The organism is Luteimonas wenzhouensis (genome assembly GCF_007859305.1).
GTDB classification, from domain to species: Bacteria; Pseudomonadota; Gammaproteobacteria; order Xanthomonadales; family Xanthomonadaceae; genus Luteimonas; species Luteimonas wenzhouensis.
Genome location: NZ_VOHE01000004.1, coordinates 110,802 through 130,931, shown reverse-complemented (window position 1 = coordinate 130,931; position 20,130 = coordinate 110,802). Strand labels below are relative to the sequence as shown.

The 20,130-nt window shown below is 72.7% G+C and carries 21 protein-coding genes and 1 pseudogene; 12 read left to right on the top strand and 10 right to left on the bottom strand.

Annotation, left to right across the window (positions count from 1 at the left end; genetic code table 11):
- Positions 1–936, top strand: coding sequence for a LysR family transcriptional regulator (locus tag FQY79_RS09305; protein ID WP_146312649.1), 936 nt, complete (start codon positions 1–3; stop codon positions 934–936).
- A gap of 4 nt (positions 937–940) precedes the next feature.
- Here FQY79_RS09305 and rsgA read toward each other — a convergent pair whose 3' ends face one another.
- Complete coding sequence (gene rsgA / locus FQY79_RS09300) at positions 941–2,032, bottom strand: ribosome small subunit-dependent GTPase A (protein ID WP_425463199.1); 1,092 nt, start codon at positions 2,030–2,032, stop codon at positions 941–943.
- A 132-nt stretch (positions 2,033–2,164) separates the two neighbouring features.
- On the opposite strand from rsgA, the gene FQY79_RS09295 reads away from it, so the two are divergent.
- The 3 genes from FQY79_RS09295 to FQY79_RS09285 are packed head-to-tail and all read left to right on the top strand — an operon-like array spanning position 2,165 to position 4,766.
- A complete protein-coding gene (locus tag FQY79_RS09295) occupies positions 2,165–3,433 on the top strand; it encodes an aminotransferase class I/II-fold pyridoxal phosphate-dependent enzyme (protein ID WP_146312648.1) in 1,269 nt (422 codons plus the stop codon).
- Entirely contained in the window at positions 3,430–4,062 is a 633-nt protein-coding gene (locus FQY79_RS09290; RefSeq protein WP_146312647.1) for an SGNH/GDSL hydrolase family protein, read from the top strand. Before FQY79_RS09295 ends, FQY79_RS09290 begins: the two co-directional genes overlap by 4 nt.
- 20 nt (positions 4,063–4,082) lie before the next feature.
- Complete coding sequence (locus FQY79_RS09285) at positions 4,083–4,766, top strand: methyltransferase domain-containing protein (protein ID WP_425463204.1); 684 nt, start codon at positions 4,083–4,085, stop codon at positions 4,764–4,766.
- A 5-nt stretch (positions 4,767–4,771) separates the two neighbouring features.
- Here the strand turns inward: FQY79_RS09285 and FQY79_RS09280 are convergent, their stop codons facing one another.
- Positions 4,772–5,578 carry a polysaccharide deacetylase family protein gene (locus tag FQY79_RS09280; protein ID WP_146312645.1) on the bottom strand — a complete coding sequence of 269 codons (807 nt, stop codon included), beginning with the start codon at positions 5,576–5,578 and terminating at the stop codon, positions 4,772–4,774.
- A 99-nt stretch (positions 5,579–5,677) separates the two neighbouring features.
- Here FQY79_RS09280 and grxD point away from each other — a divergent pair, with 99 nt between their 5' ends.
- Positions 5,678–6,604: a Grx4 family monothiol glutaredoxin gene (gene grxD, locus FQY79_RS09275; RefSeq protein ID WP_146312644.1), complete on the top strand. Its 927-nt coding sequence runs from the start codon at positions 5,678–5,680 to the stop codon at positions 6,602–6,604.
- A gap of 127 nt (positions 6,605–6,731) precedes the next feature.
- On the opposite strand, the gene FQY79_RS09270 is transcribed toward grxD, so the two are convergent.
- The gene (locus tag FQY79_RS09270) at positions 6,732–7,277 is read right to left on the bottom strand and encodes a DUF924 family protein (RefSeq protein ID WP_146312643.1); all 546 of its coding nucleotides are present in this window, start codon (positions 7,275–7,277) and stop codon (positions 6,732–6,734) included.
- A gap of 254 nt (positions 7,278–7,531) precedes the next feature.
- Between FQY79_RS09270 and FQY79_RS09265 the strand changes: the two genes are divergently transcribed.
- The 5 genes from FQY79_RS09265 (at position 7,532) to FQY79_RS09245 (ending at position 12,585) form a co-directional block, all read left to right on the top strand.
- Positions 7,532–8,914, top strand: coding sequence for an amidohydrolase (locus tag FQY79_RS09265; RefSeq protein ID WP_186759908.1), 1,383 nt, complete (start codon positions 7,532–7,534; stop codon positions 8,912–8,914).
- Entirely contained in the window at positions 8,911–10,218 is a 1,308-nt protein-coding gene (locus FQY79_RS09260) for an amidohydrolase family protein (protein ID WP_146312641.1), read from the top strand. Before FQY79_RS09265 ends, FQY79_RS09260 begins: the two co-directional genes overlap by 4 nt.
- Before the next feature lie 100 nt (positions 10,219–10,318).
- Entirely contained in the window at positions 10,319–11,260 is a 942-nt protein-coding gene (locus FQY79_RS09255; protein ID WP_146312640.1) for a DegV family protein, read from the top strand.
- Between the two features lie 74 nt (positions 11,261–11,334).
- Positions 11,335–11,670, top strand: a complete 336-nt coding sequence (locus tag FQY79_RS09250) for a hypothetical protein (protein ID WP_146312639.1) — start codon at positions 11,335–11,337, stop codon at positions 11,668–11,670.
- A 171-nt stretch (positions 11,671–11,841) separates the two neighbouring features.
- On the top strand, positions 11,842–12,585 hold the full coding sequence (locus FQY79_RS09245) for a Dph6-related ATP pyrophosphatase (RefSeq protein WP_146312638.1): 744 nt from the start codon (positions 11,842–11,844) through the stop codon (positions 12,583–12,585).
- Here the strand turns inward: FQY79_RS09245 and FQY79_RS09240 are convergent.
- The 7 genes and pseudogenes from FQY79_RS09240 to FQY79_RS09215 all read right to left on the bottom strand — a co-directional run bounded on the left by FQY79_RS09240 (position 12,540) and on the right by FQY79_RS09215 (position 18,377).
- A complete protein-coding gene (locus tag FQY79_RS09240; protein WP_246123067.1) occupies positions 12,540–13,109 on the bottom strand; it encodes a hypothetical protein in 570 nt (189 codons plus the stop codon). The genes FQY79_RS09245 and FQY79_RS09240 overlap by 46 nt on opposite strands.
- 72 nt (positions 13,110–13,181) lie before the next feature.
- Positions 13,182–14,975, bottom strand: a complete 1,794-nt coding sequence (locus FQY79_RS09235) for a methyl-accepting chemotaxis protein (RefSeq protein ID WP_146312637.1) — start codon at positions 14,973–14,975, stop codon at positions 13,182–13,184.
- A gap of 89 nt (positions 14,976–15,064) precedes the next feature.
- Positions 15,065–15,907 (bottom strand): S-formylglutathione hydrolase, encoded by an 843-nt coding sequence (gene fghA, locus FQY79_RS09230; protein WP_146312636.1) that lies wholly within the window; start codon positions 15,905–15,907, stop codon positions 15,065–15,067.
- A gap of 76 nt (positions 15,908–15,983) precedes the next feature.
- The gene (locus tag FQY79_RS09225; protein WP_146312635.1) at positions 15,984–17,093 is read right to left on the bottom strand and encodes an S-(hydroxymethyl)glutathione dehydrogenase/class III alcohol dehydrogenase; all 1,110 of its coding nucleotides are present in this window, start codon (positions 17,091–17,093) and stop codon (positions 15,984–15,986) included.
- Positions 17,094–17,156: 63 nt separating this feature from the next.
- Positions 17,157–17,432 (bottom strand): metal/formaldehyde-sensitive transcriptional repressor, encoded by a 276-nt coding sequence (locus FQY79_RS15605; protein WP_246123085.1) that lies wholly within the window; start codon positions 17,430–17,432, stop codon positions 17,157–17,159.
- Between the two features lie 78 nt (positions 17,433–17,510).
- Positions 17,511–17,744 (bottom strand): annotated as a pseudogene (locus tag FQY79_RS15785) (DUF4326 domain-containing protein); the annotation flags it as partial.
- Positions 17,745–18,377 carry a glutathione S-transferase family protein gene (locus FQY79_RS09215; protein ID WP_146312633.1) on the bottom strand — a complete coding sequence of 211 codons (633 nt, stop codon included), beginning with the start codon at positions 18,375–18,377 and terminating at the stop codon, positions 17,745–17,747.
- A gap of 210 nt (positions 18,378–18,587) precedes the next feature.
- Here FQY79_RS09215 and FQY79_RS09210 point away from each other — a divergent pair, with 210 nt between their 5' ends.
- Entirely contained in the window at positions 18,588–19,259 is a 672-nt protein-coding gene (locus FQY79_RS09210; protein WP_146312632.1) for a hypothetical protein, read from the top strand.
- A gap of 298 nt (positions 19,260–19,557) precedes the next feature.
- A complete protein-coding gene (locus FQY79_RS09205; protein ID WP_146312631.1) occupies positions 19,558–20,103 on the top strand; it encodes a hypothetical protein in 546 nt (181 codons plus the stop codon).
- The last annotated feature ends 27 nt before the right edge of the window (positions 20,104–20,130 follow it).

Here is a 20,130-nt window from a genome sequence, read left to right as displayed (position 1 = left end):
ATGCGTCTGCGCCACATCGAAGTCTTCTACGCGGTCTACACCACCGGATCGATCAGTGCCGCCGCGCGCTCGCTGCACGTGTCGCAGCCCTCGGTGAGCAAGGTGCTCCACCACGCCCAGGCCCAGCTGGGCTTCGAGCTGTTCACCCTTGTCCGGGGCCGGCTGGTGGCGACTGACGAGGCGCACGCGCTGTTCGAGGAAGTGAAGGAGATCTTCGAGCGCATGGCATCGCTGCGCAAGACCGTGGCCAACATCCGCAACATCGATGGCGGCCATGTGCGCCTGGCGGTGGTCCCGTCGCTGGGGTTGCATGTGGCGCCCAGCGCCATCGCCAATTACCGGCGGCGCTTCCCGGAGGTCACCTTCGACGTCCAGACCCTGCACCACAACGATGTCTTCCAGGCGCTGTACGAACGCGAATGCGATGTCGCTTTCGCCTATTCCCCGCCCATGCACCCACGCATGCAGCGGCGCCGCCTGGGCAGCGGCGAGCTGATGCTGCTGTTCGAGCGCACGGAGCTCGCCAACCCGGGGGAACGGGTGCCGGTATCGCGCCTGGCCGGCCATGAAATGGTCGGGCTGGCCAACAGCGGACCGATCGGGGATCTGCTTGAACGGGAGCTGGAAGAGCAGGGCATCACCATCCGCGAAGTGGTATCCAACCAGACCTATTACCTGGCCGCTGCGCTGACCCGGTGCGGGGCCGGCATGAGCGTTGTGGACGAATTCACCGCCCGCGCCAGCGCCACCGCGGAGCTCGAGTTCCGGCCGCTCGATCCTGCGATCCGCTTCCAGATCGAGTGCGTCTATCTGGAGGACCGCCCGCCCTCGCATGTCGCCGAGGCGTTCATCGAGGAATTCCGGGCCGCGCTTGATGCCGCCCGGCCCAGGTCCGCCCCCGCGCCGCGGCCGGCGCGCTCCGCGCGGCGCAGCTGAGCCGCTATCGCGGCCGGCCTCCGCCTTCGCGCCCTGGCGGGATGCCGCCACGCCGCTGCGCCAGCCGGTCGGCCGCCCGGGCCACTTCGTCCTGCAGCTTGTGGTAGTTCGCCAGCCGCCCCGGATCCAGGTCGCCCGCCTCGACCGCGGCGCGCACCGCGCAGCCCGGTTCGGCCTGGTGGCGGCAGTCGCGGAAGCGGCAGACGGCGGCCAGCGCCTCGATGTCGGCGAAGCCGTCGTCCAGCGCCTCCTCGCCCGTCGGCTTGAGTTCGCGCATGCCCGGGGTGTCGATCAGGCACGCGCCCGACGGCAACGGGACCAGGGCACGGTAGGTGGTGGTGTGGCGCCCGCGCGCGTCGCGCTCGCGCACCTGGCCGGTCTTCATCCGCGCCTGGCCGAGCAGGGTGTTGGTGAGGGTGGACTTGCCGGCGCCGGACGAGCCCACCAGCACCGCGGTCGTGCCCGGCCGCAGCCAGGGCGCGAGCGCGTCGGCGGCCGCGGGGTCGCAGGCGTTGACCGCCAGCACCGGCACGCCCTGGTCGAGCACGCTCGCCAGCGCGGCGCGCGCGGCATCGGGATCGGCGCCGGGCAGGTCGGCCTTGGTCAGCACCACCACCGGTTCGACCTCCTCGGCCCGGGCCAGCAGCAGGTAGCGCTCGATCCGGCGCGGATTGAAGTCGCCGTCCAGGCCGCACACCACCAGGGCAACGTCGACGTTGGCCGCGATCAGCTGCTGGCGGTAGTGCTCGCCGGCGGCGGCGCGCTTGAGCGCGTTGCGCCGGGGCAGCAAGGCCACGATGCGCCCGTCCTCGACCAGCACCCAGTCGCCGACCACCGCGCGCGCCTCGGGCGCGACCTTGCCGCGGCGGTACCCCGGCGGCCGCTGCCACTGCGGCGGGGATTCGACGTCGAAGACGTGGTCGGTTGCATCGGCAACCACGTAGCCCGCGCGGTGCTGTTCCACCACCCGCGCCGGCCGCGCGCGTGGATGGGCCGCCATCGCCTCGGCCCAGGGGCCGGTCGCGGCCGCGCCGGCCGGCCATGGCCAGCCGATCGCCCGCAGGGCGTCGGGGGTCGCGGTCAAGCGCGTGCGCACGGGGTTTGCATGCGGCGATTCTAGGCCCTGTCCCGCCCGCACCGGCCGCGCGCGCCTTCCCCGCGCGGGACCGGCGTATGATCTGCTGTTTCCGCGGCGCCCGCCGCCCCTGCCCCCGCCCCTGCCCCGCCGATGTCCGTACCCAGCCTGCCCGTCCGCCAACGCCTGTCCGAAGTGCGCTACGAGATCCGCGGCGAGCTGGCCCGCCGGGCCCGCGAACTCGAAGGCCAGGGCCGGCAGCTGATCAAGCTCAACATCGGCAACCCGGGCGCGTTCGGCTTCCGCGCGCCCGAACACCTGCAGCGGGCGATCGCCGACCACATCCACCGCACCGATCCCTACACCCACCAGCAGGGCCTGCCCGAGGCGCGCGAAGCGATCGCCGCCCACCACGTCGCCCGCGGCACGCCCTATGCGTCGCCCGAGCGCGTGTTCGTCGGCAACGGCGTGAGCGAACTGATCGACATCTCGCTGCGCGCCCTGCTCAACCCCGGCGACGAGGTGCTGGTGCCCTCGCCCGACTACCCCCTGTGGTCGGCGGCGACGATCCTCAACGAGGGCCGTCCGGTGTTCTACCAGTGCCACGCGGAGAACGGCTTCCTGCCCGACCCGGTGGAGATGGAGGCGCTGGTCTCGAAACGCACGCGCGCGATCGTGCTGATCAACCCGAACAACCCGACCGGCGCCAACTACCCGCGCGAGCTGCTCGAGCGCATCGCCGCCATTGCCGACCGCCACAACCTGCTGCTGCTGTGCGACGAGATCTACGACAGCATCCTCTACGACGGCCACCAGTTCGTGCCGGTGGCACCGATCGCCGGCGATGCGCCCTGCCTGTCGTTCGGCGGGCTGTCGAAGGTGCATCGCGCCTGCGGCTGGCGGGTGGGCTGGGCGGTGCTGTCGGGCGACCCGGAACGCAGCACCGAGTTCCGGCACGCGATGGACCTGCTCGGCGCGCTGCGCCTGTGCGCGAACGTGCCGGGGCAGTTCGCGATCGCCGCCGCGCTCACCGGCGCCGACACCATCGGCCAGCTGTGCGGCCCGGGCGGCCGCCTGTACGAGACCCGGCGCGCGGTGATCGAGGCCTGCGAGGCCAGCCCGCACCTGTCGCTGATGGCGCCGGCCGGCGCGCTCTATGCCTTCCCCGGCGTGGTCGGCGAGGCCGCCGAGGGCTTCGACGACCACGCCTTCGCGCTGGAGCTGCTGGAAACCGAGCACGTGCTGATCGTGCCCGGCACCAGCTTCAACGTGCCCTACCGCAACCACTTCCGCGTCACCCTGCTGCCGCAGCCGGAGGTGGTGCGCGAGGTGTTCGCGCGCATCGAACGCGTGCTCGAGCGGCGCGCGCAGGCGCGCACCAGGGTCGTGCCGCTGAAGAAGAAGGCGCGGCCGGCCGCGTGAGCGGCGCCACGGGCCGGCCCGGGCGTTTCCTGGCGCTGGGCGACAGCTACACCATCGGCGAGGGCGTCGATCCGGACGGCCGCTGGCCGGTGCTGCTGGCGCGCGCACTGCGCGCGGACGGGCGCGCGCTCGACGATCCGCAGATCATCGCCACCACCGGCTGGACCACCGACGAGCTGTCGGCCGGCATCGACGCCGCCGCGCCGCAGGGGCCGTTCGCGCTGGTGGGCCTGCTCATCGGCGTCAACAACCAGTACCGGGGCCGACCGCTGGAGGAGTACCGCCAGCAGTTCGGCGAACTGCTCGAACGTGCGATCGGGTTCGCCGGCGGACGCGCGGACCGGGTCCTGGTGCTGTCGATCCCCGACTGGGGCGTGACCCCGTTCGCGCGCCAGTCCGGGCGCGACCTGACGCAGGTCGCACGCGAACTCGACGCGTTCAACGCCATCGCGCGCGAGGCCTGCGATGGCCGCGGCGTCGCCTTCGTCGATGTCACCGCGCACAGCCGCGCGCACGGTGCCGAGCCGGCGATGCTGGCCGACGACGGCCTGCATCCGTCCGCGGCGATGTACGCCGCCTGGGCGCAGCTGGCGCGCCCGGTCGCGCGTGGGTTACTGTCGGCGCCATGAACGACAGCGCCCCGCGGCCGATGGATGCCGACGCCGCCCGGGGCATCGCCCGCGCCTTCCTGCCCGAACGGGCGCTGGGCAACCGCTACGACTACTACTACACCCTGGCCAAACTGCGCACCGATCCGCTGTACCCGGGGGTACTCGACGCGCTGTGCGGCCACGAGGCGCCGCTGCTCGACCTGGGCTGCGGCCTGGGCCTGCTGGCACACGCGCTGCGCCGCGACGGCCGGCGCATGCCCTACCTGGGCGTGGACATCGACGCGCCCAAGATCGCGCGCGCGCGCCGCATCGCCGAGCGCGCGGGGCTGGCCGGGGTGCGTTTCGACGTGGTCGACCTGGCCGCCGGCTACCCGCCCCACCGCGGCAGCGTGGCGATCCTGGACGTGCTGCAGTTCCTCACCCGCGCGCAGCAGGCCGCGCTGCTGGACGCCGCGATCGCGATGCTGGCGCCGGGCGCGGTGCTGGTGATGCGCGCCGCGCTCGACGACGGCGGGCGCCGGATCCGGCGCACCCGCGCCGGCGACCGGTTCGCCGCGCTGACCGGCTGGATGCCCGACCGCCCGCGGCACTACCCGACCGTGGACGAACTGCGGGCGCGCTTCGACGCCGCGGGACTGGAGGCCGACATCCGGCCCTGGTTCGGCAACACGCCGTTCAACAACTGGCTGGTGGTGGCCAGGCCGGGGCCCGCCGCAGGCTGACTGGCTCAGGCGTCCGCGGGCCGCGGCGCGGTCGCGGGCGCGTCCGCCCCGGGCAGGACCGCGCGCAGTCCGCGCTGGTCCAGGCGCCGCAGCACGCCGGCCACGATCTCCACGCTGCGCCCGTGCGGCGCGCCCTCGTGCAGCAGCACGATCGCGCCAGGCGCCAGGGCGCGGTCGATCCGCGCGAGCACCCGCGCCGGATCCGCCTCCAGCGCGTCGAAGCCGCGCGCGCTCCAGGCCACCCGGGCCAGCCCGAGGTCGCGCAGCGGCGCGTGCACGAACGGGTTGGCGTGGCCGACCACCGCCCGGAACCAGCGCGGCGCCCGGCCGGCGATCGCGGTGAGCTGGGCCTGGGCCCCGGCGATCTCCTCGCGCATGCGCCGCGGCCCCAGCGCCCAGAACCAGGCCTGGGGATGGGTGCGGCTGTGGTTGCCGATGCCGTGGCCGCGCGCGGCGATCGCGCGCACCAGTTCGGGGCGCGCGGCGGCGCGCTCGCCGACCAGGAAGAAGGTCGCGCGCGCGCCGTGTGCATCGAGCAGGTCGAGCAGCGCGAGGGTGTCGTCGGACGGGCCGTCGTCGATGGTCAGCCAGACCGCCGGCGCCGTGGCCGGCAGCCGCGTGAGCACCGGCCCGTACAGCCGCGCGCCCGGTGCCAGCACGCCCCACAGCGCGAGCCCGTGGCTGGCCAGCAGCAGCGGCAGGCCCACGGTCCAGCCGCACTGCCACCAGGCCACCGCCACCAGCGCCTGCGAGGCCAGCAGCAGCGGCAGCCAGGCGCGTGGCCGGCGCGGTGGTCGGTGCGGGGCGTCCATGGGCCGATGATGCCACCGGCGGGCGGCGCAACGCCGCGTTGCGGGCTGCATCAGGGCGATCGCGCTACCATGGTCGGCCCGCTCCAAGGATCTTTCGCCATGTCCCTCGACCCCGCCGTGCGCGCCCGCATCGATGCCCTGCTGCAGGCCAACCGCGCCGTGCTGTTCATGAAGGGCGTGCCGTCCATGCCGCAGTGCGGCTTCTCGGCCAAGGCGGTGTCCGCGCTCGACGCGCTCGGCGCCGACTACGCCCACGTCGACGTACTGGCCGACCCGGAGATCCGCGAAGGCATCAAGGTCTACGGCGACTGGCCGACCATCCCGCAGCTGTACATCGACGGCGAACTGGTCGGCGGCAGCGACATCATCAGCCAGATGCTCAACAGCGGCGAACTGCACGTCGCGCTCGGCCTGCCGGCGCCCGACCGCACCCCGCCCTCGATCACGATCACGCCGGCGGCGCTGAAGATGGTCCGCCAGGCGATCGACGACGCCGGCGGCGAGGTCGCGCTGCTGGTGGACATCGACCGCAACTTCCGCACCCGGCTCAACCTCGGTCCGGCCGACCCCGACGCGATCGCGGTCGAGGTCGAGGGCGTGCGGGTGCAGTTCGACCTCGCCGGCGCGCGCCGCGCCAACGGCATGACGATCGATTTCGCCGACGACATGCGCGGCCGCGGGCTGGTGATCGACAACCCGAACGCGCCAAGGCCGGTGCCGGCGATCACGCCCGCCGAGGCCGACGCCCGGGTGCGCCGCGGCGACCTGGTCCTGGTGGACGTGCGTCCGCCGGAAGAGCGCGCGATCGCCTCGGTGCCGGTGCCGTTCCGCACCTTCGACGAAGGCCGCGCCGCGATCGAGGCGCTGCCCAAGGACACCGCGCTGGCATTCCTGTGCCACGGCGGTGGCCGCTCCGGCCGGGCCGCGGAAGAGTTCCGCGCACAGGGCTTCCACAACGTCTACAACGTCGAGGGCGGGATCGTCGCCTGGTCGGAGACGGTGGATCCGTCGATCCCGAAGTACTGAGCCACGACCCCGCGCAATCCCGTAGGAGCGGCTTCAGCCGCGACGGGACTGGCGCGGGCTTGCGGTCGTTCCGCGAGGGCGGGATGGCCGGGTCGCGGCTGAAGCCGCTCCTACGGGCGACCGGCGGTCAGAACCCGCCGCCGGCGTCGAGCCAGGCCTGCTCCCCGGGGGTGCTGTCGCGGCCCAGGGCGCGGTTGCGGTGCGGGAAGCGACCGAAGCGCTCGATCACCTCCTGGTGCGCCTGCGCATAGCGCAGGTACATCGGATCGCCCAGGGCCTCGAACAGGGCCACCGCGCGCTGCTGGTCCGCGAGCGCCTCGGAGTGCTCGAACGGCAGGTAGACGAACACGCGCAGGTCCTGGGCCACCGCGCGGTCGAGCCCCGCGTCGACCCCGCGCCTGGCCAGCGAGAGCGCCAGCGGATCGGTGGCGAAGGCGTGGCCGGTGCCGCGGAAGATATTGCGCGGCACCTGGTCGAGCAGGACCATCAGCGCCACCAGCCCGTCCGGGTCGTCCTGCCAGTGGTCGCACTCGCGCCGGGCCGCGGCCATGTGCAGGTCGCCCAGCCGCGCGCCGCATTCGGCGTCGAAGGCCTCGCCGCCGTTGAACCACTTGCCCGGACCGGCCTCGCGCCAGAAGCCGGTGACCTTCGCGATGTCGGCGCGGTTGCCCATGCGGCCATCATAGCCCTCCCCCGGCGCCGCGCTTGCGGGTCCAGGCGCAGGTGCCGATCGGCCGCGGCGTGTCGATCCCGGCCTGGCATGGCGTTCGACGCAGGCGGCGCCCGCCACGGGATCGCGCACGCCCGGCGTCGTCCGCGCGGTCGCCCCTCGGCGAGCGCGCGCGTTCCGGCACGACCATGACCTTTGGCGGCTGGCCCCCGCCGGGGCGACGGGCTAACGTCGTCCGGATGTCCAGGGAGGCCAAGATGCTCCGACCACTCACTGCCGCGCTGTGCGCGGTCCTGTTCGCCGGGTGCGCCAGCACCGGCACCGGCGGACGCGCCGACGCGCCCGCCGCCCCGTCCGGCGAGGCCGCCACGGCCTTCACCAGCACCTACCGTCCGATCGCGGCGCCGCCGGTGCTGATCACCGGCGCCACCGTGCTCACCGGCGACGGCCGCCGGCTCGAGCACGCCGACGTGCTGCTCGAGGGCGGCAAGGTCGCCGCGGTCGGCACCGGCCTGGCCGCGGGCGCCGACGCGGTGCGCGTGGACGGTACCGGCAAGTGGGTGACCCCCGGCCTGATCGACGTGCACTCGCACCTGGGCGTGTATCCGAGCCCGGGCGCCAGCGCCCACAGCGACGGCAACGAGGCGACCGCGCCGGTCACCGCCCAGGTCTGGGCCGAACATTCGGTGTGGCCGCAGGACCCGGGCTTCGGCGCGGCGCTGGCCGGCGGCATCACCTCGCTGCAGATCCTGCCCGGCTCGGCCAACCTGGTCGGCGGGCGCGGGGTGACGCTCAAGAACGTGGCCGCCACCACGGTCCAGGACATGAAGTTCCCCGGCGCCCCGCACGGCCTGAAGATGGCTTGCGGCGAGAACCCCAAGCGCGTGTACGGCCAGAAGGGCGGCCCGTCCACCCGGATGGGCAACGTGGCCGGCTACCGCGCCGCGTTCATCGACGCCCGGGACTACGCCCGCAAGCGCGAGAAGGACGCCTCGACCAAGCGCGACCTCAAGCTCGAGACCCTGGCCGCGGCGATGGATGGCGACATCCTGGTCCACATCCACTGCTACCGCGCCGACGAGATGGCGCAGATGCTCGACCTGGCGAAGGAGTTCGACTTCCGCATCGCCGCCTTCCACCACGGCGTGGAGGCCTACAAGATCGCCGACCGGCTCGGCGCCGAGGGCGTGTGCGGCGCGCTGTGGGCCGACTGGTGGGGCTTCAAGATGGAAGCCTTCGACGGGATCCAGGAGAACGTCGCGATCGTCGACCGCGCGCCGGGCGGCTGCGCGATCGTGCATTCGGACTCGGACGAGGGCATCCAGCGGCTCAACCAGGAGGCGGCCAAGGTGATCGCCAGCGCGCGCCGCGCCGGGATCGAGATCGCGCCCGAGCGCGCGATCACCTGGCTCACCCGCAACGCCGCCCGCGCCCTGGGCGTGGACCGCGTCACCGGCACCCTGGAGCCAGGCAAGATGGGCGATGTGGTGCTGTGGAACGGCAATCCGTTCAGCGTCTACGCCCGGGCCGAGAAGGTCTGGATCGACGGCGCGCAGGTGTACGACCGCCACGATGCCTCGCGCCAGCCGGTGACCGACTTCATGCTCGGCCAGCCGACCGCGCAGGGAGGTGTGCGATGAACCGCCGCCCCGTGTTGCGCCGCGCCGCGCTGCTGCTGGCCGCGCTGCTGCCGCTGTCGGCCGCCGCCCAGGACGTGCTGATCCGCAACGCCACCGTGCACACCGCCACCGCGCGCGGCACCCTGCAGGACACGGACGTGCTGGTGCAGGGCGGCCGCATCGCCGCGATCGGCACCGGCCTGCCCGCCGGGTCGGCGCAGGTGGTCGACGCCGCGGGCGCGCCGCTGACGCCGGCCCTGTTCGGCGGGATCACCGCGATCGGCATCGAGGAGGTCTCGGGCGAGGCCTCGACCCGCGACGGCGCGCTGGCGCTGGGCCAGAACGCGCGCGACATCACGGTCCGTCCCGAGTTCGACGTGACCCTGGCCTACAACCCCGAGTCGATCCTGCTGCCGGTGGCGCGGGTGGAGGGCATCGGCTTCACCCTGCTCAACGCCGGCACCACCGCGGGCGGCTCGATCATCGGCGGCCAGGGCGCGGTGGTGCGCCTGGACGGCAGCCCCGACCCGATCGGGCCGAAGGCGCTGTTCGTGTCGCTGGGCGCGCGCGCCTCCAGCCTCAGCGGCTCCTCGCGCGCCGGGCAGTGGATGCTGCTCGACCAGCTGGTGGACGAGGCCCGCGGGCGGATCCCCGCCGATTCGCGCTTCGCCCTGCTCACCCCCGCCGGCCGCGCCACGCTCGCCCGCTACCTCGACGGCGGCGGCCGGGTGGTGGTGGCGGTGGACCGCGCCGCGGACATCCGCCAGCTGCTGCGCTGGGCGCACAAGCACAAGCTGAAGATCGCGATCGCCGGCGGCGCCGAGGCCTGGAAGCTGGCGCCCGAGCTCGCCCGCGCCGGGGTGCCGGTGTTCGTGGACACGCTGGCCAACCTGCCGGGCAACTTCGACCGCCTCGGCGCCACGCTCGAGAACGCCGCGCGCCTGCACGCGGCCGGGGTCGAGGTCGGCTTCAGCCAGTCCGACGACGCCTCGCACAACGCGCGCAAGGTGCGCCAGCTCGCCGGCAACGCCGTCGCCAACGGCCTGCCCTGGGAGGCCGCGCTGGCGGGCCTGACCCGGGTGCCGGCGCAGGCGTTCGGCGTGGCCGACCGCACCGGCACGATCGCGGTCGGGCAGCCGGCCGACCTGGTGCTGTGGAGCGGCGACCCGCTCGACGTCGCCCACACCGCGCGCCAGGTCTGGCTGGGCGGCCGGGCGGTCCCGATGCGCTCGCGCCAGACCGAACTGCGCGACCGCTACCTGCACCCGGCGCCGGCGCCCGAATCCGGCGCCCTGCCCCGCGCCTACCCGCCGCGCGTCGACTGAACGCGCCCCCGCCCCGCGTCCGGCAGGGATGCGGGGCGGGCCGATGCGCGGCACCATGGGCGGTGCCGGCCAGCCGGCCGGCCCGCGAAGGAGTGGCGCCATGCGCATCGGAATCGTCGTCGACTCGACCTGCGACTTGCCGGTCGGGTACCTGCACGAGCACCAGGTGGAGATCCTGCCGATCGCGGTGCGGATCGGGGACGAGCTGCAGGTCGACTACCGCAACGAAGCCGACACCCTGGCCTACCTGCGCTCGCACATCGCCGAGCGCGGCGCCAGCGCCGAAACCATTCCGTTCAGCGTCGAGCAGATCCGCGACCTGTTCCTGCAGAAGCTGGTGGTCGACTACGACCACGTGTTCTGCATCACGGTCACCAGCACCCGCAGCCCGATCTTCGACCACGCCACCCAGGCCAGCTACGCGATCCTCAACGAGTACCGGCCGATCCGCTCGGCCGCCGGCCACAACACGCCGTTCGCGCTGCGCGTGGTCGACACCCGCAACCTGTTCTCGGCCCAGGGCATCCTGCCGGTGGAAGCCGTGCGCCTGCGCACCGGCGGCGAGGGCCCCGGGCGCATCCGCGGCCGGCTCGAGCACCTGGCGCTGCACACCTACGGCTACCTGGTGCCGCGCGACCTGTACTACATCCGCAACCGCGCCCGGCACAAGGGCGACCGCAGCGTGAGCCTGTTCAGCGCGGCGCTGGGCACCGCGCTCGACATCAAGCCGGTGCTGTGCTGCGTGCGCGGCGAGACCGGGCCGGTGGCCAAGATCCGCGGCTTCGACCCGGCGGTGCGGGCGCTGTTCGAGTTTGCCGCGCGCCGGGTCGAGGCCGGGCTGCTGACCCCGACGCTGTGCCTGTGCTACGGCGGCGAGCTGGACGAGATGCGGGCGATGCCCGGCTACGAGGCGCTGCGCAGCGCCTGCGCCGACCAGGGCGTAGAGGTGTTCGAGACGGTGATGAGCCTGACCGGCATGGTCAACGTCGGCACCGGCGCGGTCTGCGTGGGCTTCGCTTCCGAGGCGCACGCGTTCGGCTGAGGGGGCGGGGCCGGGACGCGGCCTCCACGCCCGGCTGCTAGGCTGCAGGTCCACGATCCGCAGCGAAGACCGCCATGTCCGTGCGCTACATGATCCGCCTGCCCGATCCCGCGCGTGCCCGCGCCGCGGGCGAGTTCGCGTTCCGCTCGCAGGGCGCCGAGGGGTTGGCCGTCGAACTCCAGGAGGCCCTGCGCGGCGACGGCCTGTTCCAGCGCTGGCGCGCGGCCCAGGAGGACCCGGACGCGGTCGATCCGGCGCTCGGCGCGACCGATCCTTCGGCGGTGGTCGAAGGCGCGCAGCACGACCTGCACGTCGACCTGGTGGCCACGACCTCGATTCCCGGCGCGGTGTTCAAGCACCGGATGCGACTGCTCGCCGGCAGTGCGTGGGAACTGCGCGACGTACGCTGACCGCGGCACGCGGCCGCCTCCGACCGGCGTGCGCCGGCCATGCCGGCGGCGCGGGCTTGATCGCCGCAAGCGCATGGCGGATAAGGGCTGGATGGACCGGTTTCCCCGCATGCCGCCGCGCCCGGGGGATCGTGCGCTCGCGCGCGCCTGCCACCCGCGGGGGCGGAGCGCGTGAGCGCGCGACGACGGCCCGTGCTGCTGGCCTGGAGCGGCGGCAAGGACGCGGCCTGGACCCTGCACGTGCTGCGCCAGCGCGACGACGTCCGGGTCGTGGGCCTGCTGAGCACGGTGCGGCTGGAGGACGGGCGCGCCACCTTGCAGGAGGTGTCGGGCGGGGTGCTGGCGGCGCAGGCGCGCGCGGCCGGGCTGCCGCTGCTGCCGGTCCCGCTGCGCGCCGGCAGCGACAACCAAACCTATGCGCGGGCGATGGCCGATGCCCTGCACGCGGCGGCGGCGCGCTGGCCGGGGCTGCGCACGGTCGCGTTCGGCGACCTGCTGCTGGCCGACATCCGCGACTGGCGCGCGGCGCAGATGGCGCGGATCGGCTGGGACATCGAGACCCCGCTGTTCGGCGCCGACACCGCCGCGCTCGCGCGTGCGATGCTGCGCGGCGGGCTGCGCGCGCGGCTGAGCTGCGTCGATACCGGGCAGCTCGATGGCGGTTTCGCCGGCCGCGACTTCGACGCCGCCCTGCTCGATGCGCTCCCGTCCGGCGTGGATCCGTGTGGCGAGAACGGCGAGTTCCACACCTGCGTGCACGCCGGGCCGATGTTCGATGCACCGCTGGCGCTGGCACCGGCGGGACGGTGGCTGCGCGACGGCCGCTTCGCGGTCGCCGATTTCGCGCCCGTCCCGCCGGGCGGCGCGGATCAGAACCCGGTGGCGGCCGCCGGGTCGCAGTGCCGGCGCAGGTAGTCGAAGGCCTCGTACACGCGCGCGGCGATCTCCTCGCCCTCCATGTGCACCACCGCGTCGAGCTGCTCGCCGGCGAAGCGCAGGTGCACGCGCGAGCCTGACTGGCGCAGGGCGCGGATGCTGCCGAAATGGAATCCGTCCGGACTGCCGACCATGCCGTCGGACACCAGGTCGGCCAGGCTGCTGACGGCGCCCTCGCCGGTGGCCGGGTCGCGCACCACCAGGTCGGTGGGCTCGATGTCGGCCAGCAGCATCGAGCGGCATTCGGCCACCGGGCCGGCGTCGACGATCAGCGGCAGCGGTTCGTAGCTTCCGCGCAGCCCCTCGCGCCGTGCCTTCTCCAGGATCTCGGTCATCAGCGTCGAGACGTAGCGGTTGCCCGGCAGCACCTGGCGCAGGAATTCCTGCGCGCCGGCGACGCTGCGTTGCGGCGCAGCGTCGCCGCGGGCCTGGGCGCCGGCCATCACCAGCGCCATCGATGCCAGGATGCAGGCGCACGCGCGCCCGGCGGTCTTGCCGATCATGTGTCCCCCCTGTCCGCGCGACGGCCGCGCAGTCCGATCTTACATGGCGCCCGCGCCGCGGGGCGCGCCCCGTCAGTCAAGCGTGTAGCCGATCCGGAACCCGCCCCAGTGGCGGCCGCCGACGTGGATCGGCACCGACAGGTCGAACATGATCTGGCCGGTGTCGCGGCGGTACACCTGCAGGCGGTAGCGGTCGGTATGGGCGCCAACACTGCGGCCGACGCGGTCGTCGAAGATGCGCTTGGTGCGGTTGCCGACCAGGTCGCGCGCCGGATCGCCGGTGAGCGGCTGGCGGAAGCGGTCGTTGTGGGTCGGGACGTAGCCGTCGGGATTGGCGCAGATCGCGAACACGATCCACGGATGCGCGTTGGCCACCGGTTCCTGCAGCGGCGGCAGCAGGTCGTCGCACAGGGCGTCGAAGCCGGTCTCGTAGCGCGGCGGCTCGATGCCCTCGATGCGCACGTAGTCGCGCGAGAACAGCGAGGCCTCGTCGATCCAGCCCTGCGCCAGCGCGTGCCCGAACGCGGCGCCGACCCGGGCGGCGGCGTCGCTGGCCAGTGCGAACGCGCGGGCGTGGCGCGGCTCGCGCAGCGGATCGGCGGGCAGCCGGAACAGGCCGACGCAGTCGTGCAACGCGCTGGCGCCGGCGCCCAGGGCCTCGCTGCGCTCGGCCACGCGCGCGGCGTGCTCGAGGTTGCTGCGGCCGAGCCCGGCCACCCGGGCCACGGCGCGGTCGATGCCGACGATCGCCTCACCCTGCCGGCGCACCCCCTGGGCCACGGCCTCCACCGCGGTGCCGGCGCGGCCGAGCAGCTCGCCGATGCCGCCGAGCACGTCCTCGGTGCGGCGCGCCGAGACTTCCCCCTCGCCCAGCGCCGCGCCGTTCTCGCCCAGGATCCGGCGCACGTCGCGCGCGGCGCCCGCGGCGCGCTCGGCCAGGCGCCGGATCTCGGTGGCGACCACGGCGAAGCCGCGCCCGGCGGGCCCGGCATGGGCGGCTTCGACGCTGGCGTTGAGCGAGAGGATGTTGGTCTGGAAGGCGACCATGTCGATCACCTCGATGACCTCGTTGGCGCGCGCCGCGCTTTCCCTGACCGCGGCCATCGCCGCGGCCAGGGCGCGCGCGGCCGCAGTGGCCTCGCGCACGCTGTCGTCGGCGCTGGCGGCGACCTCGGTGACCGCGCGCAGGTCCCGGCCGATGCCGTCGAGCCCGGACAGCAGGTCGCGGGTGGCCGCCTCGACCGTGGCCAGCGCATCCACCTGGGCCTGCGACTGGCGCACCATTTCGTCGTTCTCGGCGACCACGCGCGGCACCTCGGAGGCCACCTGCAGCGACAGCGCCACCGCCTGGCGGATGGCCTCGGCGAGGTTGCCGAATCCGGCGGCCAGCCGCCGCGCCTGCGGCTGCGCCGCCAGGTCCGCGTCGAGGGCAAGTTCGAGTTCGCAGGCCGCGAGCCGGTCGCCGACCCGTGCCAGCAGGCGCGCCGCGCCGTCCTCCTGCGCCGGCGCCGGAGCGGGCACGGGCGCCGGCCCGGCCCGTTCGCGCCACAGCGCGGCGGTCTCGGCATCGGGTAGCGACAGCAGCCAGCCGCCGCCGTCGCGATCGTGCTGGTAGCAGACCCGGCGCGCGGGATCGGCGCCCGGGGCCACCCACACCCCCTCCTCGCCCTGCAGGTCGGCCGGGGCCAGGCCCCAGACGCAGCTGCAGTCCAGGGCGCCGTCGGCGAGGCCGGCCAGGTCGAGCAGGTCGACCGCGGCGCGGCTCACCGCCAGGATCCGGCCACCGTCGTCGAGCCGGACCAGCGCCACCGGCGCATCGGGCAACGCGGCCAGGCCGACCGTCGCGTGGTCCTCGGATCTGGCCATGGCATTCCCCGGAGCCGTGAATGGGGAAATTAACGGCGCCGGCCCCCCCCGGGTTGAGGGGTGCCGCCCCGGCGGCCCGGCGCCGGGGCTCAGGCCGCCATCGCCGCGGCGTGGTGGGCGATGTGCCGACCGATGAAGCTGGCGATGAAGTAGTAGCTGTGGTCGTAGCCAGGGTGGATGCGCAGGTCGAGCGGATGGCCGGCGTCCTCGCAGGCGGCCTGCAGCAGCTGCGGGCGCAGCTGGCCCTCGAGGAACTCGTCGCCGCCGCCCTGGTCGACCAGCAGCGGCAGCTTCTCCCCGGCCTGCTTCACCAGCTCGGTGGCGTCGTACTGTTTCCACGCCTCGCGGTCCTCGCCCAGGTAGGCGGAGAACGCCTTCTCGCCCCACGGCACCTGGCTGGGCGCCACGATCGGCGAGAACGCCGAGACGCTGCGGTAGCGGCCCGGGTTGCGCAGGGCGACCACCAGCGCGCCGTGCCCGCCCATCGAGTGCCCGCTGATCGCGCGCACGCCGCTGGCCGGGAAGTTCGCCTCCACCCAGGCCGGCAGCTCCTGCACGACGTAGTCGTACATGCGGTAGTGCGCGGACCAGGGCGCCTGGGTGGCGTTGACGTAGAAGCCGGCGCCCTGGCCCAGGTCGTAGCCATCGGCGTCGGCCACGCCCTCGCCACGCGGGCTGGTATCCGGCGCCACCACGATGACGCCGTGCTCGGCCGCGTAGCGCTGGGCGCCGGCCTTGGTGATGAAGTTCTGCTCGGTGCAGGTCAGGCCCGAGAGCCAGTACAGTACCGGCAGGCGGGCGCCGGCCTTTGCCTGCGGCGGCAGGTACACGCCCACGGTCATGTCGCAGCCCAGGACTTCGGAACGGTGGCGATGGACGTCCTGCCAGCCGCCGAAACAGGCGCGGTGTTCGAGTCGTTCGGTGTTGCTCATGGTCTTGCTCCTTTCACGGGCGCGCCTGGCGCGGCCCGGTTGACGGCGTCCGGCCGGCGGCCATGCCGGCCCGCGTTCAGTAATGGATGACGGTGCGGATGGACTCGCCCTTCTCCATCAGTTCGAAGGCCTCGTTGATCCGCTCCAGCGGCAGGGTGTGGGTGACGAAGGGCGCCAGTTCGATCTTCCCGGCCATCGCGTCCTCGACCATGCCCGGCAGCTGGCTGCGGCCCTTCACCCCGCCGAAGGCGGTGCCCATCCACTTGCGGCCGGTGACCAGCTGGAACGGACGGGTGCTGATCTCCTTGCCCGCGCCGGCCACGCCGATGATCACGCTCTGGCCCCAGCCGCGGTGCGCGCACTCGAGCGCGGCGCGCATCACTTCGACGTTGCCGATGCACTCGAAGCTGTGGTCCACGCCCCAGCCGGTCATCTCGATGACCACCTGCTGGATCGGCTTGTCATGGTCCTTCGGGTTGACGCAGTCGGTGGCGCCCATCTGCCGCGCCAGCTCGAACTTGGCGGGGTTGATGTCGATGGCGATGATGCGGCCGGCCTTCGCCTGCTTCGCGCCCTGGATCACCGCCAGGCCGATCGCGCCGAGCCCGAACACGGCCACCGAGTCGCCCTCCTGCACCCTGGCGGTGTTGTGGACCGCGCCGATGCCGGTGGTCACGCCGCAGCCGAGCAGGCAGGTGTGCTCCGGGTTCGCCTCCGGGTTCACCTTCGCCAGCGAGACCTCGGCCACCACCGTGTACTCGGAGAAGGTCGAGCAGCCCATGTAGTGGTAGACCGGCTTGCCCTGGTAGGAGAAGCGGGTGGTGCCGTCGGGCATCACGCCCTTGCCCTGGGTGGCGCGCACGGCCACGCACAGGTTGGTCTTTCCGCTCTTGCAGAACAGGCACTCGCCGCACTCGGCGGTGTAGAGCGGGATCACGTGGTCGCCCGGCTTCACGCTGGTCACGCCCTCGCCGACCTCGACCACGATCCCCGCGCCCTCGTGGCCCAGTACCGCGGGGAACACGCCCTCCGGATCCTCGCCCGAAAGCGTGAACGCATCGGTATGGCACAGCGCGGTATGGGTGATCTTCACCAGCACCTCGCCCTTCTTCGGGCCTTCGAGGTCGAGCTCGACGATCTGCAGCGGCTTTCCGGGTTCGAAGGCGACGGCGGCACGGGTCTTCATGGTGTGGCTCCTGCAATGCGGTGGGGGATCCCGCGCCGCGGCGCGGGCGGGTTCGGGATGGGCCTACTTCAGATACGAGCGGATCAGCCCGGTCATCTCGGCCACGCGCGCGGCGCGCTCGGCGTCACTGTGCGCGGCATGCCCGAACTGTTCGCGCAGGTGCGACTCGAGCACCTCGCTCATCAGCCCGTTGACCGCGCCGCGGATGGCGGCGATCTGCTGCAGCACCGGGCCGCAGTCGGCGCCGGCCTCCAGCGCGCGCTCCAGGCCCTCGCACTGGCCGCGGATGCGGCGGATGCGGGCGAGGACCTTCCTCTTCTCCTCGGGCGAATGGGGCATGGCCGCCGTATCGTCAGATAGTGGGGGGGAGTATAATGGAACGGCCGGTGCGAGGCGAGTCGGCGCGTCCGGCGGGCACCAGCACGCCAGGTCGCGGCCGCGCAGCGCCCCGCGCGCCGCCGCTTCGAGGCGCGCCGGTTCGGCCAGCATCCAGTCGCGGAACCGCGCCACGCAGGTGGCGGCATCACCATCGACGCCGATCCGGAACGGGTTGCCCCAGCGCGTGGGCCGCGCCACGCTCACCGCGTTGTCCGGCAGGCGCCAGCCGCGGCGCCGGCCGAGCTGGATGCGTGCCGGCCCTCGCCGCCACACTCAGTCCGTCGACGGCAGCAACGCGTCGTCCAGCGCCCTCGCGCGGCGGTAGGCCTCGCGCGCGCGCAGGCGTTCGGCCCAGGCCGTGAACGCGGGGCGCTCAGGGACCGACTTGAAGAACAGGCCGAAGTCGACCTGGCTGCCGACATAGACGTCTGCCGCGCTGAAGCGCTCGCCCAGCAGCCAGGGCGAGGCCGCGGCCGCCGCCTGTTCGAGCACGTCCATGGCCTGCTCATAGCTGCCGTAGCCGACGAAGCCCGCCTTCTCCGCCGGCGGCAGGCGGTCGAGCGCGCGCGCGGTGACCGCCGCCTCAACCGGCCCGGCGGCGAAGAACATCCAGCGCAGGTAGGGTCCGCGCAGCGGATCCTCCGGGGCTGGCGCAAGCCCGGCCTGCGGGAACGCGTCGGCGAGATAGGCGCAGATCGCGGCGGCCTCGGTCACCACCACGCCGCGATGCTGCAGCGCCGGCACCTTGCCCATCGGGTTGACGGCCAGGTACTCGGCCGACTTCATGCCGGTGCCGTACTCCTGCACCACCGTGCGGTACTCGACGCCGAGCTCCTCCAGCATCCAGCGCACGATCCGGCCGCGCGACATCGGGTTGGTGTGGAACACAAGTTCGCTGCCGCTCATCGTGCCTCGCCTCGTCGGGACAGGAGGCGACGATACGCCTGTGCGGGAGGCGTGTCCCGTCACGGATGCGAGGGCCCGGCGCATGAACGCCGATCGGGGAGGGGGGCGGTCTTCCCCGGCGGACGACAGGACCGGAACGGGGAGCATCCATGGAGAATCCGATCACAACGTGATAGAACCGTTGCGACGACCAAGGAAGGGAATCTGAGGATGGAAATGCGCGCATCGGCGCTGACGTTCACGGCATGCTTGCTGTTGGCGAGTTGCAGTGGATTGCCCGTCGCCGCTGCCGGCGCTGGTCCGGCGCCGGAGCGAGTGGGTCCGCCCCAGGCCGGGACAGCGACGACCTCCGAGCCGGACTCTCCCTTGCCGCGCGGCCCGGTGCTGACGCCCGAGCAGGTCTGGGACAAGCTGCTGGCCATGATCGATGCGATCGGGCAGCGCGAGGATCTGAACCAGCAGAACATCGAGCGGGCGATCGGGCTCAAGCTCCACAAGCGGCCTGGCGAGACGCACTCAAATCTGGTGATCGGAGACACCACCGCAGGTTGGCTTTACGTATTCGACCTGGTGGCCCACACCGACAGCGACATATCAGCCTGGTTCCGCCCGCGTCGCCTGGATATGGACGCGGGTCGCAATTCCCCAACCTGCACCTGGCGGACGGAGAAGCTGCGAGCGGCACTGCGTGAGAGAGGGTTTGACGAGGAGAGCAGGATCTTCACGGACAGGAGCTACTTCAACTGGCAGTACACCCGCGGCCCGATGGTCGTGGATGTGCGTTATTACTTCGATCAAGAACATCTCGACTACACCAGCACCTGCATCGATTCTGTTCTGGTGTCGTTCGTCATACCGGAGTTCTACAAGGACGCAACATGAGCGACAAGGACACTCCGTTCACCGCTTCCAGAGGGCCGGTGGCGACGAGCGGCAGTTGCTTCTGTTGGGATCGGAAGGGAATCGGAGGATCGGGATGTGCGCATCGGCGCTGACGTTCACGGCATGCCTGCTGTTGGCGAGTTGCATTGGATTGCCCGTCGCCGCTGCCGGCGCTGGTCCGGCGCCAGAGCGAGTGGGCCCGCCCCCGGCCGGGACAGCGACGGCCTCCGAGCCGGACTCTCCCTTGCCGCGCGGCCCGGTACTGACGCCCGAGCAGGTCTGGGACAAGCTGCTGGCCATGATCGATGCGATCGGGCAGCGCGAGGATCTGAACCAGGAGAACATCGAGCGGGCGATCGGGCTCGAGCTCCAGAAGCGGCCTGGCGAAACGCATTCCAATCTGGTGATCGGAGACACCACCGCAGGTTGGCTTTACGTATTCGACCTGGTGGCCTACACGGACAGCGACATATCAGCCTGGTTCCGCCCGCGTCGCCTGGATATGGACGCGGATCGCAATTCCCCTACCTGCACCTGGCGGACGGAGAGGCTGCGAGCGGCACTGCGTGAGAGAGGGTTTGACGAAGAGAATAGAACCGTAAGAGGCAGGAACTACTTCAACTGGCAGTACACCCGTGGCGCCATGGTTGTTCGTGTGCGTTACTACTTCGATCAAGAACATTTCGACCACACCAGCACTTGCATCGATTCTGTTCTGGTGTCGTTCGTGAGACCGGAGTTCTACAAGGACGCAACATGGATGGACAGGTACTCGGCCGACTTCATGCCGGTGCCATACGCCTGTACCACCGCGACATCCATGGAAAGTCCAATCGCAACGTGATAGAAGATCTCGACGGCCAAGGATGGG

Bases quoted from the DNA above. Each gene is read 5' to 3' on its own strand.
- FQY79_RS09205 (WP_146312631.1), top strand. From the start codon at position 19,558: ATGATCGATGCGATCGGGCAGCGCGAGGATCTGAACCAGGAGAACATC.
- grxD (WP_146312644.1), top strand. From the start codon at position 5,678: ATGTCCCTCGACCCCGCCGTGCGCGCCCGCATCGATGCCCTGCTGCAG.
- fghA (WP_146312636.1), bottom strand. From the start codon at position 15,907: ATGAGCAACACCGAACGACTCGAACACCGCGCCTGTTTCGGCGGCTGG.
- FQY79_RS15605 (WP_246123085.1), bottom strand. From the start codon at position 17,432: ATGCCCCATTCGCCCGAGGAGAAGAGGAAGGTCCTCGCCCGCATCCGC.
- FQY79_RS09280 (WP_146312645.1), bottom strand. From the start codon at position 5,578: ATGGACGCCCCGCACCGACCACCGCGCCGGCCACGCGCCTGGCTGCCG.
- FQY79_RS09295 (WP_146312648.1), top strand. From the start codon at position 2,165: ATGTCCGTACCCAGCCTGCCCGTCCGCCAACGCCTGTCCGAAGTGCGC.
- FQY79_RS09270 (WP_146312643.1), bottom strand. From the start codon at position 7,277: ATGGGCAACCGCGCCGACATCGCGAAGGTCACCGGCTTCTGGCGCGAG.
- FQY79_RS09235 (WP_146312637.1), bottom strand. From the start codon at position 14,975: ATGGCCAGATCCGAGGACCACGCGACGGTCGGCCTGGCCGCGTTGCCC.
- FQY79_RS09225 (WP_146312635.1), bottom strand. From the start codon at position 17,093: ATGAAGACCCGTGCCGCCGTCGCCTTCGAACCCGGAAAGCCGCTGCAG.
- FQY79_RS09260 (WP_146312641.1), top strand. From the start codon at position 8,911: ATGAACCGCCGCCCCGTGTTGCGCCGCGCCGCGCTGCTGCTGGCCGCG.
- FQY79_RS09305 (WP_146312649.1), top strand. From the start codon at position 1: ATGCGTCTGCGCCACATCGAAGTCTTCTACGCGGTCTACACCACCGGA.
- FQY79_RS09255 (WP_146312640.1), top strand. From the start codon at position 10,319: ATGCGCATCGGAATCGTCGTCGACTCGACCTGCGACTTGCCGGTCGGG.
- FQY79_RS09210 (WP_146312632.1), top strand. From the start codon at position 18,588: ATGGAAATGCGCGCATCGGCGCTGACGTTCACGGCATGCTTGCTGTTG.
- FQY79_RS09215 (WP_146312633.1), bottom strand. From the start codon at position 18,377: ATGAGCGGCAGCGAACTTGTGTTCCACACCAACCCGATGTCGCGCGGC.
- FQY79_RS09285 (WP_425463204.1), top strand. From the start codon at position 4,083: ATGGATGCCGACGCCGCCCGGGGCATCGCCCGCGCCTTCCTGCCCGAA.
- FQY79_RS09240 (WP_246123067.1), bottom strand. From the start codon at position 13,109: ATGATCGGCAAGACCGCCGGGCGCGCGTGCGCCTGCATCCTGGCATCG.
- FQY79_RS09250 (WP_146312639.1), top strand. From the start codon at position 11,335: ATGTCCGTGCGCTACATGATCCGCCTGCCCGATCCCGCGCGTGCCCGC.
- FQY79_RS09265 (WP_186759908.1), top strand. From the start codon at position 7,532: ATGCTCCGACCACTCACTGCCGCGCTGTGCGCGGTCCTGTTCGCCGGG.